Origin of the sequence: Alicycliphilus denitrificans K601 (genome assembly GCF_000204645.1) — a bacterium.
GTDB classification, from domain to species: domain Bacteria; phylum Pseudomonadota; class Gammaproteobacteria; order Burkholderiales; family Burkholderiaceae_C; genus Alicycliphilus; species Alicycliphilus denitrificans.
Window position 1 is genome coordinate 4333594 of the sequence record NC_015422.1, and the last position, 15139, is coordinate 4348732.

Annotated in this window: 11 protein-coding genes; 8 read left to right on the forward strand and 3 right to left on the reverse strand. The window is 71.0% G+C overall.

Going from position 1 to position 15139, the window contains the following annotated elements; translation table 11 throughout:
* Nucleotides 1-58: 58 nt before the first annotated feature.
* The 5 genes from ALIDE2_RS20575 to ALIDE2_RS20595 all read left to right on the forward strand — a co-directional run bounded on the left by ALIDE2_RS20575 (nt 59) and on the right by ALIDE2_RS20595 (nt 6949).
* On the forward strand, nt 59-979 hold the full coding sequence (locus ALIDE2_RS20575; protein ID WP_013723041.1) for a branched-chain amino acid ABC transporter permease: 921 nt from the start codon (nt 59-61) through the stop codon (nt 977-979).
* On the forward strand, nt 976-2790 hold the full coding sequence (locus ALIDE2_RS20580) for a branched-chain amino acid ABC transporter ATP-binding protein/permease (RefSeq protein WP_013723042.1): 1815 nt from the start codon (nt 976-978) through the stop codon (nt 2788-2790). Before ALIDE2_RS20575 ends, ALIDE2_RS20580 begins: the two co-directional genes overlap by 4 nt.
* Nucleotides 2780-3502 (forward strand): ABC transporter ATP-binding protein, encoded by a 723-nt coding sequence (locus ALIDE2_RS20585; protein WP_013520588.1) that lies wholly within the window; start codon nt 2780-2782, stop codon nt 3500-3502. Before ALIDE2_RS20580 ends, ALIDE2_RS20585 begins: the two co-directional genes overlap by 11 nt.
* Nucleotides 3503-3669: 167 nt before the next feature.
* Nucleotides 3670-5280 carry a GMC family oxidoreductase gene (locus tag ALIDE2_RS20590; protein WP_013723043.1) on the forward strand — a complete coding sequence of 537 codons (1611 nt, stop codon included), beginning with the start codon at nt 3670-3672 and terminating at the stop codon, nt 5278-5280.
* Between the two features lie 10 nt (nt 5281-5290).
* Nucleotides 5291-6949: an AMP-binding protein gene (locus ALIDE2_RS20595; protein WP_013520590.1), complete on the forward strand. Its 1659-nt coding sequence runs from the start codon at nt 5291-5293 to the stop codon at nt 6947-6949.
* A gap of 29 nt (nt 6950-6978) precedes the next feature.
* Here ALIDE2_RS20595 and ALIDE2_RS20600 read toward each other — a convergent pair whose 3' ends face one another.
* Nucleotides 6979-8367 (reverse strand): aminotransferase-like domain-containing protein, encoded by a 1389-nt coding sequence (locus ALIDE2_RS20600; protein WP_013520591.1) that lies wholly within the window; start codon nt 8365-8367, stop codon nt 6979-6981.
* A gap of 64 nt (nt 8368-8431) precedes the next feature.
* Here ALIDE2_RS20600 and ALIDE2_RS20605 point away from each other — a divergent pair, with 64 nt between their 5' ends.
* Entirely contained in the window at nt 8432-9724 is a 1293-nt protein-coding gene (locus ALIDE2_RS20605; protein ID WP_013520592.1) for a hydroxymethylglutaryl-CoA reductase, degradative, read from the forward strand.
* Nucleotides 9725-9783: 59 nt separating this feature from the next.
* Here ALIDE2_RS20605 and ALIDE2_RS20610 read toward each other — a convergent pair whose 3' ends face one another.
* Nucleotides 9784-10446, reverse strand: a complete 663-nt coding sequence (locus tag ALIDE2_RS20610) for an HAD family hydrolase (protein WP_013520593.1) — start codon at nt 10444-10446, stop codon at nt 9784-9786.
* The gene (locus ALIDE2_RS20615; RefSeq protein ID WP_013723044.1) at nt 10443-12482 is read right to left on the reverse strand and encodes a sensor domain-containing diguanylate cyclase; all 2040 of its coding nucleotides are present in this window, start codon (nt 12480-12482) and stop codon (nt 10443-10445) included. The genes ALIDE2_RS20610 and ALIDE2_RS20615 overlap by 4 nt, the downstream gene beginning before the upstream one ends.
* A gap of 105 nt (nt 12483-12587) precedes the next feature.
* On the opposite strand from ALIDE2_RS20615, the gene ALIDE2_RS20620 reads away from it, so the two are divergent.
* Together ALIDE2_RS20620 and ALIDE2_RS20625 are read left to right on the forward strand one after the other, a co-directional pair.
* Nucleotides 12588-14099, forward strand: a complete 1512-nt coding sequence (locus tag ALIDE2_RS20620) for an ABC transporter substrate-binding protein (protein WP_013520595.1) — start codon at nt 12588-12590, stop codon at nt 14097-14099.
* Nucleotides 14100-14346: 247 nt separating this feature from the next.
* The gene (locus tag ALIDE2_RS20625) at nt 14347-15138 is read left to right on the forward strand and encodes a hypothetical protein (RefSeq protein ID WP_013723045.1); all 792 of its coding nucleotides are present in this window, start codon (nt 14347-14349) and stop codon (nt 15136-15138) included.
* Nucleotide 15139 lies beyond the last annotated feature (1 nt).

Genomic DNA, 15139 nt, shown 5'->3' on the forward strand with positions numbered 1-15139 from the left:
AGCCAAGCGCAGGCAGCTCACTTTTTTTGACAGCTCCGCGTTAGTGGGAAGGCAGCGCATGGCCGAATCGATACTCCAGGCGATCTTCAGCGGCCTGGCCCTGGGCAGCATCTACGCGCTCGTGGCCGTGGGCTTCAACATCACGTTCAACACCACCAAGACGCTGAACTTCGGCCAGGGCGAGTTCCTGGTGGCCGGGGCCTTCGTCGCGGTCTCGGTGCTGCTGCTGCTCGCGGGCAAGCAGATGACCGACGCGCTGCTGCCCTCCGAGGTGACGCTGACGCGCTACCTGCTGAGCCTGGCCGGTTCGATGGCGGTGCTGGCGCTGCTGGGCGTGCTGCTGTACTACACGGCGGTGCAGCCCTTCGTGGGCCAGGGCGGCATGGCCTGGGTGATGAGCACCATCGGCTTCGGCATCATCATCCAGAACACGGCGCTGGCGATCTGGGGGCCGTCGCCGCTGGTCATGCCCTCGCCGCTGGGCAACGACGTGATCCGCATCGGCGGCGCGGGCGTGCTGCCGCAGGAGGTGCTGGTGCTCGTGGCCAGCGTGGCCGTGCTGCTCACGCTGGACTGGGTGATGCGCGCCACCAGGATCGGCAAGGCCGTTCGCGCCGTGGCGCAGAACGGCAGCACCGCCACGCTGATGGGCATCAACGTGGGCGCCATCGTGGTGCTGGCCTTCGTCATCAGCTCCAGCCTTGCCGGGCTGGCCGGGCTCTTGATCGCGCCGATCACCACCGCGTCCGTCTTCATGGGGCTGACGCTCGCGCTCAAGGCCTTCTCGTCGGCCATCGTGGGCGGGCTCACCAGCCCGCGCGGCTGCATGCTGGGCGGCTTCCTGCTCGGCGTGATCGAGGCGCTGGTGGGCCTGTGGCACGCGGAGCTGCGCGAGATCAGCATCTTCATCCTCATCATCGTCGTGCTCGTGGTGCGCCCGCAGGGCCTGCTGGGCCAGCGCATCGTGGAGAAGGTATGACGGCCGAGCGCAAACATACCCTGTGGCTCGCCGTGGTCGCCGCGCTGGCGGCGGCCGTGCCGCTCGCCACCGACAACGATTTCCACCTGCGCGTGCTGTTCCTCATCGGCGTCAACTACATCGCCGCCGCCGGCATGAACGTGCTCGTGGGCTACACCGGGCAGAAGTCGCTGGGCCATGCGGGCCTCTTCGCCGTGGGCGCGTACACGGTGGCGCTGCTCACCGCGCGCTGGGGCTGGAACCCGTGGCCGGCCTTCGTCGCCGCGGGTGTGATGGCGGGCATCTTCGGCGTCGTCATCGCGCTGCCCGCGCTGCGGGTGAAGGGCCCGGCGCTGGCCATGGTGACCATAGGCTTCGGCATCGTGGTGGAGAAGATCGTCTCCGAATGGCAGGACGTGTTCGCCGGCCAGCAGGGCATCTACGGCGTGCTGCCGCTGTCGCTGGGCGGCACCATGTTCAGCTCCAAGCAGTGGGTCTGGTTCGTGCTGCTGCTGGGCGTGGCCCTGCACGTGATGCTGCGCCTGCTGCTGCGCGGGCGCTTCGGGCGCGCGTTCATGGCAGTGAACACCGCCGAGGTGGCAGCCGAGAGCGTGGGCATCAGCGTCTACCGCTTCAAGGTGCTGGCCTTCGTGATCAGTGCCGTCACCTGCGGGCTGGCCGGCGCGCTGATCGCGCAGCAGAACCAGTACATCAACTCCGACTTCATCACCTTCAACCTGTCGATCTTCATCCTGCTCATGGTGCTGTTCGGCGGGCATTCGGTCTACGGGCCGCTGCTGGGCGCGGTGGTGCTGACGCTGCTCGACTCCTTCCTCTCGCGCTGGCCGGGCGTGCAGCACTTCACCTACGGCGCGCTGCTGCTGTTCGCGCTCTACGCCATGCCCGACGGGTTGGCCGGCTTCGTGCGCCAGATGGCGCGCAAGTGGGCGCCTGGCCTGCTGCCGGCCGAGGCGCTGCCCGCGCAGCTCGCGCCCTGGCGCCTGCGCAGCGGGACCGGCGCCGAGACGATGCTGCTCGAAGCCCAGGGCCTGTACAAGGCCTACGGCGGCGTGGTGCCCACGAACGAGGTGGACCTCAGCATCCGCGCCGGCCACGTGCACTCGCTGATCGGGCCCAACGGCGCGGGCAAGACCACGCTGCTCAACATCCTCTCGGGCATCGTGCCGCCGGACCGCGGAAGCATCCGCTTCGAGGGGCGCGACGTGACGGGCCTTGCGCCCCACCGCATCGCGCGCGCGGGCCTGGGGCGCACCTTCCAGAACCTCAAGCTGTTCGCGGGCATGTCGGTGCTGGACAACGTCAAGCTCGGCCTGCACGCGCACATCCCCACGGGCTTCCTCGGCAGCCTGCTGGGCCGCGGCGGCCATGCCGAGCGCGCCGCGCGCGACGAGGCGCTGCAGATCCTGGACTGGCTGGGCCTCAAGGACAAGGCGCAGGAGATCGCCGGCAGCCTGCCCTACGGCGTGCAGCGCCGCCTGGAGCTGGCGCGCGCGCTGGCCACGCACCCGCGCCTGCTGCTGCTCGACGAGCCCGCCGCCGGCCTGAACCCGCAGGAGACGCAGGAGCTGGCGCAGGTGATCCTGCGCATCCGCGACCTGGGGATCACCGTGCTGCTCATCGAGCACCACATGGACCTGGTGATGGCCGTTTCCGACCACGTGATCGTGCTCGACTACGGCCAGAAGATCGCCGAGGGCGCGCCGGCGCAGGTACAGAACGACCCGCGCGTGATCGCGGCCTACCTGGGCGCGGACGACGGCACGCAGGAAGAGGAAGAAGAGGACGAGGAAGGCGGTGCCCATGTCCAATGAGCTGCTACGCATCGACGGCCTGCACGTGCACTACGGCGCCGTGCAGGCACTGAAAGGCGTCTCGCTGCACGTGCAGGCGGGCGAGGTGGTCACCATCATCGGCGGCAACGGCGCGGGCAAGAGCACGCTCATGCGCTGCATCTCGGGCCTGGAACCCGCGGCAGGCGGGCGCGTGGTCTTCGAGGGGCAGGACCTCGCCGCCATCCCCGGGCACAGGCGCGTGGCGCTGGGCATCGCACAGTCGCCCGAGGGCCGGCAGGTGTTCGCCGACCAGAGCGTGCGCGACAACCTGCTGCTGGGCGCCTACCACCGGCGCGCCAGCGCGGCGGAGATCGAGGCCGACATACAGGCACAGTTCGAGCGCTTTCCGCGCCTGGGCGAGCGCCAGCAGCAGATGGCGGGCACCATGTCCGGCGGCGAGCAGCAGATGCTGGCCATCGCCCGCGCCCTCATGGCGCGCCCCAAGCTGCTGCTGCTCGACGAGCCCTCGCTGGGCCTGGCCCCGCTGATCGTCAAGGAGATCTTCGACACCATCCGCGGCCTGCGCACGCAGGGCGTGACCATCCTGCTCGTCGAGCAGATGGCCAACCAGGCCCTGGCCGTGGCCGACCGCGGCTACGTGCTGGAGACCGGGCGCATCACGCTGCAGGGCCCCGGCCGCGAGCTGCGGCGCGACCCCAAGGTGCGCGCCGCCTACCTCGGAGGACATTGAAATGGAACACCCCCCTGAGCCGCTTCGCGCCTTCCCCCCTCTCTCGCATCGCTGCGCGCTGCGGGAGGGGGGACGCCGCCAGCGCGGCGGGGCAACCCTTGCGCGGCGGCCTGGGGCGCGCCAGATTCATGGGCTGCGGGTGATGCGCAGCATCAGGGAGAACTGACGTGCAGGAAACCTTCGACTACGTGGTGGTGGGCGCGGGCGCGGCCGGCGCCATCGTGGCGCGGCGGCTGGCCGAGGACCCGGCCGTCACCGTCTGCCTGCTTGAAGCCGGCCCGCCCGACCGCCACCCCTACCTGCACCTGCCGGCCGGCTTCATCAAGATGCTGTTCGACCCGGCCTACACGTGGACCTACGGCTCCGAACCCGACGCGCGCACGCTGGAGCGGCGCGTGCCGTTGCCGCAGGGCAAGACCCTGGGCGGGTCGAGCGCGATCAACGGCCTGATCTACAACCGCGGCCAGGCCGAGGACTACGATGGCTGGGCCGCTTTGGGCAACCCCGGCTGGTCGTTCGCCGAGGTGCTGCCCTACTTCCAGCGCAACGAGCGCTGGCTGGGCCCCGCCGGCAGTGCGCGGCGCGGCACCTCGGGCAGGGTGCCCGTCACACCCATCGACTGGACGCACCCGGTCTGCGAGGCCTTCATCGCGGGCGCCGGGGAACTGGGCCTGCCACGCAACCCCGACTACAACGGCGACACCCAGGCCGGCGTGGGCTACTTCCAGCGCACCATCCACCGCGGCTGGCGCCAGAGCACGGCGCGCGCCTATCTGCGCTCGCCCGGCAGCAACCTGGCCGTGCGCACCCATGCCCAGGCCACGCGCATCGTGCTCGACGGCACGCGCGCCGCGGGCGTGGAATACGCGCACGGCGGCCCGCAGGGCAGCGCCAAGGCGGTCGGCGCGCGGCGCGAGGTGGTGGTCTGCGCGGGCGCGGTCAACACGCCGCGGCTGCTGCAGCTCTCGGGCATAGGCCCGGCCGACCAGCTGCAGGCGCTGGGCCTGCCCGTGGCGCACCACCTCGCGGGCGTGGGCACGCACCTGAAGGACCACTTCTCGGTGCGCGTGGTGGGGCGCGTGCGGCGCGGCAGCGCGGTCACCATCAACGAACTGGCGCGCGCGCCGCGCCTGTGGGGCCAGGCCGCGCGCTGGCTCGCGGGGCGGCCGAGCATCCTCGCGCTGAGCCCGTCGCTCGTGCACTTCTTCTGGCATTCGGGACTGGGCGACGGCCTGCGGCCCGACCTGCAGGGCGTGTTCACCCCGGCCAGCTACCGCGAGGGCTACGTCGGCCAGCTCGACACCTACCCCGGCATGACCTGCGGCGTCTGGGCCCACCGCCCGCGCAGCGAGGGCGAGGTGCGGCTGCGCTCGGCCGATCCCTGGGCCGAGCCGCTGATCCGCCCCAACTACCTGTCGCACGAGGAAGACGTGCGCGTGCTCACCGCCGGCGTGCGCCTGGCGCGCGGCCTGCTGCGCACCCAGGCACTCGCGCCCTTCTTCGAGGACGAGGCCATGCCGGGCGCCGATGCGCAGAGCGACGAGGACATCCTCGCCTACATACGCCGCTACGGCGTCTCGTCCTACCACCTGTGCGGCACGGCCCGCATGGGGCCTTCGCCCGAAGAGGGCGCCGTGGTCGATGCGCAGCTGCGCGTGCACGGCCTGCAGGGCCTGCGCGTGGCCGACTCATCGGTCATTCCCGCCATTCCCTCGGCCAACATCTGCGCCGCCACGATGATGATCGGCGAGAAGGCGGCCGACCTGATCCGCAGCTGAGGAGACACACATGCTGGTTCCGCACGAGAGCGCCACGATCGGCGGCGTGCTGCTGGAGGCCGCCGCCGCGTTCGGCGCCCGCCCCCTGCTCGTGGCGCCGCCCAATGCCGCGCGCGGCTACGACCCCGAGGGCCGCACCATCACCTATGCCCAGGCGGCGCAGGCGGTGCAAGGGCTCATGGATCGCTACCGCGAGGCCGGCTATGGCGCGGGCCACCGCGTGGCGCTGCTGCTGGAGAACCGCCTGGAGCACATGCTGCACAAGCTGGCCATGAACGCGCTGGGCATCTGCTGCGTGCCCGTCAACCCCGACTACCGCCCGCGCGAGCTGGCCTACCTGATCGACCACGCGCACGTCGATCTTGCCGTGGTGCTGCAGTCGCGCCAGGCCGACTGGCAGGCCGGCGCACGCGAGGCCGCGTGGCAGCCGCCCGCCGTCGTCTTCGAGCAGTTCGACGCCGCCCTGCCCCCGGCGCCCGCCCCGGCGACGCACTGGACGCCCGGGGCCGGCACGCCCGCGAGCATCCTCTACACCTCGGGCACCACGGGCCGGCCCAAGGGCTGCGTGCTCTCGCACCGCTACGAGCTGGCGGCCGGCGCCTACTACGCCACGCGCGGCGGCCTCGTGGACTTCCGGCCCGAGGGCGAGCGCATCTACAACCCGCTGCCGCTGTTCCACGTGAACGCGTCCATCCTCTCGTTCTACGCTGCGCTGCTCACCGGCAGCTGCCAGATCCAGACCGACCGCTTCCAGCCCACGCGCTGGTGGCAGGAAGTGCGCGACACGCGGGCCACCATCGTCCACTACCTGGGCGTGATCGTGCAGATGCTCTGCGCGCAGCCGCCCTCCCCCGGCGACACGCGGCATTGCGTGCGCTTCGGCATGGGCGCGGGCGTGGAGCCGCAGTTGCACGCGGCGTTCGAGGAACGCTTCGGCTTCCCGCTGCTGGAGCTCTGGGGCATGACGGAGAACGTGCGCATCCTGGTCGATTGCCACCCGCCGCGCCAGGTGGGCACGCGCGCCTTCGGGCGGTCCACGCCGGGTATCGAGGTGCGCGTGGCGGACGACGCGGGCGCCGACGTGCCCGACGGCACGCCGGGGGAGATGCTGATCCGCCATTCGGCCGAGGCACCGCGCAAGGACTTCTTCTCGGGCTATCTCGACGACGAGGCCGCCACCGAGGCCGCGTGGCGCGGCGGCTGGTTCCACACCGGCGACGTGGTGGTGCGCGACGCCACGGGCATGCTGCACTTCGTGGAGCGGCGCAAGAACATCATCCGCCGCTCGGGCGAGAACATCGCGGCGGCCGATGTGGAGGCATGGCTCGTCACCCATCCCGACGTGGACATGGCCGCCGTCATGGCCGTGCCCGACGAGGTGCGCGAAGAGGAGGTGCTGGCCTGCATCGTGCTCAAGCCGCACGCGGCGCAGACGCTGCAAAAGCCGGGTGCCGAGGCGGCGCTGCTGCGCTCGCTCTTCGACCACTGCAGCCAGGGGCTGGCCTACTTCAAGGCGCCCGGCTGGATCTGGTTCACCGGCCAGATCCCGACCACGGGCACGCAGAAGATCCAGAAGCACGGCATCTTCGGCGCCGGCGTGGACCCGCGCACCGTGGCGGGCATGCACGACCTGCGCGCATGGAAAAAGCGCCGGCAGGCGCAGGGCTGAACCGGGGAGCGCCCATGTCCGCGCAGCCTTCAGCCGCGAAGCCGCTCCAGCGCGCGCGCGAACCGCGGGTCCTGCACCGCATGCGGGTTGCAGCGCGACCAGGGGCATGCCTGCTCGCTGTTCACGCAGAAGATGTTGCCGGGCGCCATCACGATGCCGTGGCCCAGCATGGCCTGGGCCAGCGCCTGGGCGTCCGGGAAGCCGGGCCAGCGCGCCCAGATGAACAGCGAATGCACGGGGCGCACGAACACCTCGGCCCCCATGCGGTCGAGCAGCGCATAGGCGTTGTGCGTCGCCTCGGCCAGCCTGCCCCGCAACTGCTCCAGGTGCTTGGCGTAACGCCGCTCCGCCAGCAGGGTCTCGACGGCGCGCTCGGCGTATTCCGAGCTGCTAATGCTGGTCAGCACCTTGAGGTCGGCCAGTTCCTGCGCCAGGTCCGCGCTGCAGGCGACGAAGCCCACGCGCAGCGCGGCCGACAGCGACTTGGAGAAGCTGCCGAGGTAAAGCGTGCGCTCCAGCCCATCCAGCGCCGACAGCCGCGGCGCCGTGGCGGGGCGGAAGTCGCTCAGCACGTCGTTCTCGACGAGCAGCAGGTTGTGCTGCTCGGCCAGGCGCAGCACCGCGCGCGCCTTCGGCAGCGAGAGGTCCGAGCCCGTGGGGTTGTGGGCCAGCGACTGCGTGAAGAACAGGCGCGGGCGCAGGGTCTTGAGCAGGCGCTCCAGCGCCTGCAGGTCCGGGCCGTCCGCCAGGCGGGGCACGCCCACGACCCGCGCGCCCGCCAGGTGCAACTTGCCCCGCAAGGGGTAGTAGCCGGGATCGTCGATCAGCACCGTGCCGCCGGGCGGCACGAAGTAGCGCACGATCAGGTCCATGGCTTCGTTGGCGCCATGCGTGGGCACGATCTGCTGGGGATGGGCGTCGATGCCTACATCGGCCAGGCGCCGCACGAGGCGGTGGCGCAGCGGCGCATAGCCCAGCCGGTCGCCATAGCGGAACAGCGTGCCCAGGCCGCCGCGCGCCACCTTGTGGTGCGTTCGGTCCAGCCGCGCGCCCGCGAGCCATTCCGACGGGGGGAACGCATCCCCCACGGCCAGTTGCCCCGGCTCGTTGCGCAGCTGCGTTCGCAGGAGCCAGACGATGTCCATGGTCCGGCGCAGCGTATGGCCCTCGATGGCCTCGCCGTCAGCCTCGGGCACGGCCTCCTTGACGAAGAAGCCCGAGCCGCGCCGCGGCTCCACCAGCCCCCGGGCCACCAGCAGCTCGAAGGCGGAAACCACCGTGTTCTTGCCATAGCCGCGCGACGCCGCGATCTCGCGCAGCGACGGCAGCTTGTCGCCGCCGCGGTACACGCCGTCGCGGATCTGCCGCTCCAGCGAATCCGCCAGCGCGATGAACAAGGGGGCAGGTGTGGCGCTCATGCGCCCGCACTGTACCCGCGCAGGCCCCCGCTCTTTCCCATTCCCTCACCCAGCCCCATCCATCATGACCACCATTGACTCCCGCCTGCCACGCTTTCGCTCCATGACCGTGCCGCAGCGCCTGCAGCACCTCGCGGCCGCCGCGCGCCTGAGCGACGGGGAAGCCCGGCTGCTCTCCGACAGCGGCGCTCTGGACCCTTCGCTTGCCGACGGCATGATCGAGAACGTCGTCGGCACCTTCGAACTGCCGCTGGGCGTGGCCGGCTATTTCCAGATCAACGGCAAGGACGTGCTCGTGCCCATGGCGGTGGAGGAGCCCTCCGTCGTGGCGGCCGCCTCGTTCATGGCCAAGCTCGCGCGCGAGTGCGGCGGCTTCGAGACGTCGAGCACCGCCCCGCTGATGCGCGCCCAGGTGCAGGTGCTGGGCCTCACCGACCCGCACGGCGCGCGCCAGTCGCTGCTGCGCCGCAGGCAGGAGATCATCGACCTGGCGAACCAGCGCGACAAGGTGCTCACCGGCCTGGGCGGCGGCTGCCGCGACATCGAGGTGCATGTGCTGGAGCAAACACGGCGCGGCCCCATGCTGGTGATGCACCTGATCGTGGACGTGCGCGACGCCATGGGCGCCAACACCGTCAACACCATGGCCGAATCCGTGTCACCGCTGGTCGAGGAGATCACGGGCGGCCAGGTGCGCCTGCGCATCCTCTCCAACCTGGCCGACCTGCGCCTGTCGCGCGCGCGCGTGGCGCTGTCGCCCGAGGTGCTTACCACGGCGGAATACGACGGCCGCGACGTGATCGAGCGCATCCTGGACGCCTACGAGTTCGCCGCCGTCGACCCCTATCGCGCCGCCACGCACAACAAGGGCATCATGAACGGCATCGACCCGGTGATCGTCGCCACCGGCAACGACTGGCGCGCGGTGGAGGCCGGCGCCCACGCCTGGGCCGCCCGCCAGGGGCACTACGGCTCGCTCACGCGCTGGGAGAAGGACGCGCGCGGCTGGCTCGTCGGCAGCCTGGAGATGCCCATGCCCGTGGGCCTGGTGGGCGGCGCGACCAAGACCCACCCGCTGGCGCGGCTCGCTCTCAAGATCATGGGCGTGGCGACGGCGCAGGAGCTCGGCGAGACCGCCGTCGCCGTGGGGCTGGCGCAGAACCTGGCCGCCCTGCGCGCGCTGGCCACCGAGGGCATACAGCGCGGCCACATGGCGCTGCATGCGCGCAACATCGCGATCGTGGCCGGCGCGACGAGCGAAGAGATAGACCGCGTCGCCCGCCAGATGGCCCAGGAGAAGGACGTGCGCACCGACCGGGCCCAGGCGCTGCTGGCCGCCCTGCGCGCCAAAAATTAAGCAAAATCGGCCTCCAGCGCCCGTCCATCAAGCGCTGGCAGCCATCAAAAATATAGCAATCAGCCCAGCAGCGCGGGCAGTTCCGCCATGTCCGCGATGATCCGCGCGGCCCCCGCCGCGCGCAGCGCCCCGGGCGAGCCGTGGCCCGCGTCGCCGGTGCTGTAGCCCACCACGGTGGCGCCGGCGGCCACGCCGGCCATGACGCCGGTGACCGTGTCCTCCACCACCAGGCAGCGCGCGGGCGGCACGCCCACGGCGGCCGCGGCGGCCAGGTACACGTCGGGCGCGGGCTTGGTCGCCGGCATCTCGTGGCCGCTGAAGACGCGGCCCGCGAACAGCGGAGCCAGCCCCACCTGTGCGAGCTGCATCTCCACCTTCTGCCGGTCTGCCCCGGAAGCGCAGGCGATGCGCCCGCCAAGCCGCGCATGCACGGCGCGCACGGCCTCGGGCGCGTTCGCGATCGCCACCAGCTCGGCCTGCAGGCGCGCGTTGCGGCGCGCGTAGAACTCGGCCATCCAGGCATCGGTGAGCGGGCGGCCGGTCCGGGCCTCGATGCGCGCGGTTTCGCTGCGCACGGTCTTGCCGATGAACAGGCGCATGCATTCCTCGGGGGCCAGCAGCCAGCCGGCCTCGTTGAGCATCTCGCAGAGCACGCCGTTGGTGATGGGCTCGCTGTCCACCAGCACGCCGTCGCAGTCGAACAGAATGGCTTCGTATGTCATTGGAATCGGGCAGGAGTGAGCGGCGCCCACTCCGATGGGTGCAGCGCCGCCATGCAGTCCGCACCATACAGCACCACGCGGTTGCGCCCCGTCTGCTTGGCCGTGTAGAGGGCGGCGTCCGCCTGCTGGAACAAGGCCTGGGCGGCATCCACGCCCGCGCGCGCCTGCCCGTCGCCGCCGGCGTACTGCGCGGGCTGCAGGCTGGCCACGCCCATGCTGACGGTGACGTTGCCGCAGCACTCGCTGCCCCGGTGCTCCAGGGCCAGCGCGCGCACCGCCTCTTCGAGCCGCAGGGCCACCGACAGGGCCGAGGGTGCATCGGCGCCCGGCAGCAGCACGGCGAATTCCTCGCCCCCGTAGCGCGCCAGCAGGTCGCCCGCGCGCCCCAGCACGGACGACAGCGCCACCGTCACGCGCTGCAGGCACTGGTCGCCGGCCACGTGGCCATAGTAGTCGTTGTAGGCCTTGAAGTGGTCCACGTCGATCATCAGCAGCGCCAGCGCCGCGCCCTCGCGCAGCGCGCGGCTCCATTCGTGCGTCACGGCCTCGTCCAGGGCCAGGCGGTTGGCCACCTGGGTCAGCGGGTCCAGCCGCACCTGGGCTTCGAGCGCCGTGCGGTAGCGCGTGAGCTGCTCCTCGGTCTGCTTGCGCTCGGTGATGTCCTGCACCGTGCCCGTCATGAGCAGCGGCTCGGCATCCGATGCCTGGCTGTACTCCCCCCACACCTCGATCCAGCGCTCCTGCGCGTCGCCTGCGCGGCGGATGCGGTACTGGGTGCGCAGCAGCGTGCGCTGGGCCATCGCCCGGCCATGGATCTGCAGGGTCTGGGCGCGCTCATCGGGGTGCAGCATGGAGACCCACTGGCGCAGCGTCATGCGCCCATCGGCCGGCAGGCCGAAGATGGTGCTGGCCATGCGCGACATGATGAAGGCCTCGTCCCCCGCGTCGTAGAGGAAGTAGCCCACCGAGGCCGCCTTCTGGGCGTTCTCCAGCCAGCGCAGGTTGCGCTCCAGTTCCCCCTTGAGCGCGCGCTCGCGCCGCCAGGCGCGCCATTGCCAGAACACGACGGCGCTGCCCAGAGACAGCAGCCCCAGGCTGACGAACAGGCTGAGCATCAACCATTCGCGGCGCTGGGCATCGGTGAAGGCCTCGGCCACATCGATCTTGGAGACCAGCAGCCACGGCGCGTCGGGCGCGGCGCTGGCCACGGCCAGGACGTCCTGCCCCCGGTAGTCGCTGGCGTAGAAGGCGCCGCGCACGCCCTCGGCGGCCAGCGCCATGGGGTCGCGGCCGCCCTCGGCCAGCGGCAGGCGCAGCGGCTCCCGCTCCTCGCTGCGCAGGCGCAGCGGGCTCAGGGTTACGACGGCATCGCCCTCGCGCTGCACCAGCACCGACTCGGTCGTGCTGCTGTGGTCCGGCCAGGTCTCCAGCAGCGGGAACAGGGCGGTGCGTGCATCGATCACCAGCCACACGGCACCCAGCGGCGTGCTGCCGTCGAACAGCGGCGCCAGCAGCCCCAGCACGGGAAAGGCGAAGGACGGGTCGCGGTGCAGCTCCACGATTTCCGGCTGCGCCTGCGCCAGCGCGCGCTGCAGCGCCTCCTGCTCGGGCCCCGGCAGCCCCCCCGTGGCCACGCCCTCGGAATCGAGCAGCAGCCGCCCTTGCGCGTCCACCAGGTATGCGGCCGTGTAGCGCTGCTGCTCGACGAGGATGCGCAGGCGCTCGCGCAGCAAAACCTCGCCGTCGGGCGAGCCCGCGGCGCGCCAGCGCGCCACGGCCTGCGCGAAAAGGCTGTCCTGCGACAGTGCGACCGCCTCGGACTGGCGCCGCGCGCGCCAGTCCGAGGCGGCGCGCAACTGCAGCTGGTTGACGGCCTGCAGGCTGCTCTCGATCTGGTGGCGGTAGCGCTGCTCGCGCTTCTGGTAGATGGCGTACACGCCCCAGCCGATGCCGCCCAGCAGCAGGGCCACTGCCGGCAGCAGCCACCATGCGCGCGGGCGCATGCGCTGGTGGAGCACGGCGGAAAGCATCTTCATGGCAGGCAGAGGGGCAAACAGGCCGATACTGATGGCAATAGATAGCCATTTCCCGCAGACTATGTCACAGTTTGTATCGATACAGGACTTCAGATAATTTCATCCATGTTCCCCCTCGTCCTGACCCGCCGCGCCTGCCTGGCCCGCTCGCTCGCGTTGTGCGCCGCACCCGCCATCGCCGGGGCGGCGCGGGCGCAGGAAAGGGCGGCCCGGCGCACCGTGGTGATCAACCTGTCGCTGGAGCCCGACAGCCTGGACCCCACGATGGCGCCCTCCGCCGCCGTGGGCGAGGTGGTGCACTACAACGTGCTGGAGGGCCTGACCCGCATCGAGGAAGACGGCACGGTAGCGCCGATGCTGGCCAAGTCCTGGAGCGTGGACGCGACGGCGCTGCACTACACCTTCCGGCTTCACCAGGGCGTGCGCTTTCACGACGGCAGGCCCCTGGACTCGGCGGCGGTGCGCTTCAGCTTCGAGCGCGCCGTGGCGCCCGGCTCGACCAACAAGGCGCGCAAGGCGCTGTTCGACAACATCGCCGCCGTCACCACGCCGGACGCGCACACCGTGGCGCTCACGCTGCGCCACCCCGACCCGCATCTGCTGTTCCGCCTGGGCGAGGGCACGGCCGTGATCCTGCACCCGGCCACGGCGGCCCAGGCCGTCGACCGGCCCGTGGGCACGGGCCCGTACCGCGTGACGCACTGGGAACGCGGCCACAGCCTCACCCTGGCCAAGACCGACAGCTACCGCCATGCCTCGCGGGTGCGCATCGAGCAGGCCACCTACCGCTTCGTCCACGACCCTCTGGAGCAGGACGCCGCCATGCACGCGGACGAAATCGACCTGCTGTTCAACTTTGCCACGCAGACCGTGCGGCGCTTTCAGGCCCACAACCGCTACCAGGTGTTGACAGGCGCATCCACGGGCAAGGGCATGCTGGCGCTGAACCAGCGCCGCGCCCCCCTGAACGACGTGCGCGTGCGCCGCGCCATCACGCATGCCATCAACCGTGAGGCCTTCATCCGCACCGTGCTCGGCGGCCGCGGCGTAGTCATAGGCAGCCACTTCAGCCCGGCGGACGCAGGCTACCTGCACCTGGCCAGCCTCTACCCCTACGACCCCGAGCGCGCCCGCGCCCTTCTCGAATCCGCCGGCGTGCGCACGCCGCTGCGGCTGGCCCTGGCATTGCCACCTGCCCCCTATGCCCACGAAGGCGGCCCCGTGATCGCCCAGGACCTGGCCCGGGTCGGCATCGTGGCCGACATACAGCGCCTGAGCTGGCAGCAATGGCTGAACGGCCCCTTCAAGGGGCGGTTCGACATGACCCTGATCAACCACGTCGAGCCGCTGGACTACCAGATCTACACCGACCCCGACTACTACTTCGGCTACGACAGCCCCGCCTTCCGCGCGCTGGTGCAGCGCCATGCCAACGCCAGCCATCCGCGCGAACGCCAGCAGCTGTTCGCGCAGCTGCAGCGCCATCTGGCGCAGGACGCCGTCAACGCCTGGATCTTCGCGCCCCAGATCGGCAACGTGGTGCGCAAGGGCCTGCGCGGCGTGTGGATGAACTACCCCATCTTCGCGCACGACATCGCCGCACTGTCGTGGGAATGATGCGCTTACTCCACATTTGATAGCGCATGGCGCGCTCTGGAAAAGCGCCAGCATCACTTTTCACATGAAAGAGATGCGCGGCGCGGGGCGCGGGACATGACCCGATCTGGCCCGTGGGGCGGCCCCCGGCATGGGCCACTCGGCAGAAATAGCGGCAATTTCCCATGTTTTTTGGACGATAGCGCCGCGCGGCCATCCCCATAGTGGCGTCATGGGCCCGCATATCCGCCGGGCCGGAGATCCGCTCATGAATCCACATGCCCTGACACCCTCCTCCCTGTCCAGCATGCCCCTGTCGCCCATCGTGGCACGCGAGGCTGCCCACGCGCCCGCGACCGGGGAACTGATCGAGGAGCGGCTGCCGTTTTCGGTGCGGGTGGTGAGCGACGCCGAGGCACTCGACAAGGCCGTGCACATCCGCCACGCCGCCTACGCGCGCCACGTACCGGGCCTGGCCCACACCCTGCAGCAGCCCGAACAGGCCGACTTCGCGGACGGCTCCCTCGTCCTGCTGGCCGAATCCCACCTCGACGGCTCGCCCCTGGGCACCATGCGCATCCAGACCAACCGTTACGCCCCACTGGCGCTGGAGCAGTCGCTGGCGTTGCCGCCATCGCTGCGCAACAGCCTGCTGGCCGAGGCCACAAGGCTCGGCGTGGCCGATGGCCGGGTGGGAACGCTGGTCAAGACCGTGCTGTTCAAGGCCTTCTACCTGTACTGCCTGCACAGCGGGGTGGACTGGATGGTGGTGACGGGACGCGCGCCCGTCGACCGCCAGTACCTGCGCCTTTTATTCGAGGATGTCTACCCCGACATGGGTTACATCCCGATGCGCCACGTCGGCGGCCTGCCGCACCGCGTGATGAAGTTCGAGGTGGGCACGGCCGAGCGGCGCTGGGCAGAAGCGCGCCACCCGCTGTTCAACTTCATGGTTCTCACCTACCACCCCGACATCCGGCTGGATGCGCCCGGGGCCTCTGGCGCGCCAGCATGGCCCGAGGCACCGCTCCACGCGCCCACCCCCACGCTGGCCATGTAAC

Bases quoted from the DNA above. Each gene is read 5' to 3' on its own strand.
- ALIDE2_RS20595 (WP_013520590.1), top strand. From the start codon at position 5,291: ATGCTGGTTCCGCACGAGAGCGCCACGATCGGCGGCGTGCTGCTGGAG.
- ALIDE2_RS20610 (WP_013520593.1), bottom strand. From the start codon at position 10,446: ATGACATACGAAGCCATTCTGTTCGACTGCGACGGCGTGCTGGTGGAC.
- ALIDE2_RS20585 (WP_013520588.1), top strand. From the start codon at position 2,780: ATGTCCAATGAGCTGCTACGCATCGACGGCCTGCACGTGCACTACGGC.
- ALIDE2_RS20620 (WP_013520595.1), top strand. From the start codon at position 12,588: ATGTTCCCCCTCGTCCTGACCCGCCGCGCCTGCCTGGCCCGCTCGCTC.
- ALIDE2_RS20580 (WP_013723042.1), top strand. From the start codon at position 976: ATGACGGCCGAGCGCAAACATACCCTGTGGCTCGCCGTGGTCGCCGCG.
- ALIDE2_RS20615 (WP_013723044.1), bottom strand. From the start codon at position 12,482: ATGAAGATGCTTTCCGCCGTGCTCCACCAGCGCATGCGCCCGCGCGCA.
- ALIDE2_RS20600 (WP_013520591.1), bottom strand. From the start codon at position 8,367: ATGAGCGCCACACCTGCCCCCTTGTTCATCGCGCTGGCGGATTCGCTG.
- ALIDE2_RS20575 (WP_013723041.1), top strand. From the start codon at position 59: ATGGCCGAATCGATACTCCAGGCGATCTTCAGCGGCCTGGCCCTGGGC.
- ALIDE2_RS20605 (WP_013520592.1), top strand. From the start codon at position 8,432: ATGACCACCATTGACTCCCGCCTGCCACGCTTTCGCTCCATGACCGTG.
- ALIDE2_RS20625 (WP_013723045.1), top strand. From the start codon at position 14,347: ATGAATCCACATGCCCTGACACCCTCCTCCCTGTCCAGCATGCCCCTG.